The sequence below is a fragment of the Cetobacterium somerae ATCC BAA-474 genome (assembly GCF_000479045.1).
Classification (GTDB): domain Bacteria; phylum Fusobacteriota; class Fusobacteriia; order Fusobacteriales; family Fusobacteriaceae; genus Cetobacterium_A; species Cetobacterium_A somerae.
In genome coordinates, this window is sequence record NZ_KI518097.1 from 1 (window position 1) to 1,877 (window position 1,877).

Consider the following 1,877-nt stretch of genomic DNA (forward strand, 5'->3'; position numbering starts at 1 on the left):
TATTATTATTCAGATTTTTATATCTATATTTTTAAGAAATTTTTTCTCTTTAAATTATTTAAATTATATAGAATATTTAAAGATTATATCTTTTAGTTTATCAATAATAGTCTTTTCAGAATTTATAAAATTTTTTAGAAGAGTTTTTAATAAATAAAAAAGCTCCATCTCAAAACCATAGAGATGGAGCTCATTTTTTATAAATCTTTACTTTTTGCGTATCCTGCCTTTTTATCTATAATATCTATACTTTTATGTTTTTCAAGAAACTTTGCATTTCCAACAAACATATCTTGAATTTCAGGAATTTCACCAAGTGGAATAAGCTTAACTTTAACTTTAAATCCTGCTTTTTCTAAATTCTCTTTCCATTCTCCTGCGATATCATTTTTAGCATGGTCTCCTGCAACAAACATCATTGGCATCAAAACAATCTCTTTTTTGTTATCCTTTTTAAGTTGTTTTACTACAGTTTCAAAAGTTGGATATCCTTCAACAGTTCCAACATAAATTGGTTTTTCCATATCTTTAGCCATATAATCAAACATTGCATAAGCTGATGTTGCTGAATTATATGTTCCGTGTCCTACTAAAACTACAGCTTCTTTTTTATTTAAAAGTCCTGCTGTCTTCATAACAGCATTAATTGTATCTTCATAATGATGAGGATCACTTAGTAAAGCATCTCCAACTCTCAAATTATTAAAATCTTTTGCATGAAGTTGAGCTTCTTTTTTTATTGATTCCATTTCTACACCATCAATTACATTTGTTGGTTGTATAATTACATTCTTATATCCTTGTTTTTTTAAAGATACTAATACTTCACTTGGACTATATTTTTTTATTCCCTCATTTGCTGCCACTCTCTTAGTTACAATTCTAGATGTATATGCTTCAAATACATCTGCTTTTCCATCAAAAGCTTTTAGAGCTTTTTGATTAATTGCATCGATAGTTTTAGCTCTAGTGTCTGAATGAGTAGTTCCAAAGTGTGTCATGACAACTGCACTTTTCCCACCAGTATAAAACTCAGCATCTTCAAAAGCTTCTTCTCCATGAGCTAATAATAAAGCAGTAGATAAACAAAATAATGATAATAATAATTTTTTCATAGAAATATCCTCCCAAATATAATTTAATTTGGAAGAAGAGTCTCCTCTTCTCCGTCCTCGCAGATTTTATAATGGCAGGTCTCCTGACTTAGATTCATCCTACTCGTATCCCTTCCCAAATAAAAATATTCAGTGGTTTTTATACTTTCGTCCTCTTTACAGTGGCGGGACCGTCTAAGTTTTTCACTTAATTCCCTTTTAATCTTTAGAACCATTACAGAGGTATATTATCACTAACATGTTTTTTTTTCAATCATTTTATAAAAAAAGAATACTACTTTATTTATTTATATATTATATTGATATTATTTTTTTTTGTTTTTATAAAAATAAACTATATAAACTCTTGATAAAATTGCTCCTACTAAAGCTGCAAAAAATCTATGACCACTATTTTGAGCTAAATAATAAAATCCAACTAAAAGAAGAAAAATTCTTAGTAGTGAAGTCACAAAAATAAATAATGAAGGATTTTTAAATTTTTTAATTTCATTAGTACCAAAATTTAAACTATAAAAAAATAAAAAACCTAAAATAATTCCACCTATAAATGCAATAATCATAATGCTCTCCTCCTTTTATAGCTTTATATATTTTCGCTATTATTTATCAATATTTACCATTAAAAAATATTTTTCCTTGCTTTTTTTTTATTTTTTAATATTTCAAGAGAAATATTGACTTTTTATTGATTTTATTATATTATTTTTATATAAAATATAATAACTGTGGCAAAATAAGGGAAACTTTATGACGCAAAGC

General features: G+C 26.4%; 2 protein-coding genes and 1 riboswitch. Both genes read right to left on the reverse strand.

Annotation, left to right across the window (positions count from 1 at the left end; genetic code table 11):
• Positions 1-197: 197 nt before the first annotated feature.
• The gene (locus HMPREF0202_RS03235) at positions 198-1,115 is read right to left on the reverse strand and encodes a sirohydrochlorin cobaltochelatase (RefSeq protein ID WP_023051953.1); all 918 of its coding nucleotides are present in this window, start codon (positions 1,113-1,115) and stop codon (positions 198-200) included.
• A gap of 56 nt (positions 1,116-1,171) precedes the next feature.
• Positions 1,172-1,346, reverse strand: a riboswitch (cobalamin riboswitch).
• Positions 1,347-1,420: 74 nt separating this feature from the next.
• Positions 1,421-1,678, reverse strand: coding sequence for an ATP synthase subunit I (locus HMPREF0202_RS03240; protein WP_023051954.1), 258 nt, complete (start codon positions 1,676-1,678; stop codon positions 1,421-1,423).
• Between the last annotated feature and the right edge of the window lie 199 nt (positions 1,679-1,877).

What these genes read in the sequence shown, in the direction of transcription:
- HMPREF0202_RS03235 (WP_023051953.1), bottom strand. Translation starts at nt 1,115, where the DNA reads ATGAAAAAATTATTATTATCATTATTTTGTTTATCTACTGCTTTATTA.
- HMPREF0202_RS03240 (WP_023051954.1), bottom strand. Translation starts at nt 1,678, where the DNA reads ATGATTATTGCATTTATAGGTGGAATTATTTTAGGTTTTTTATTTTTT.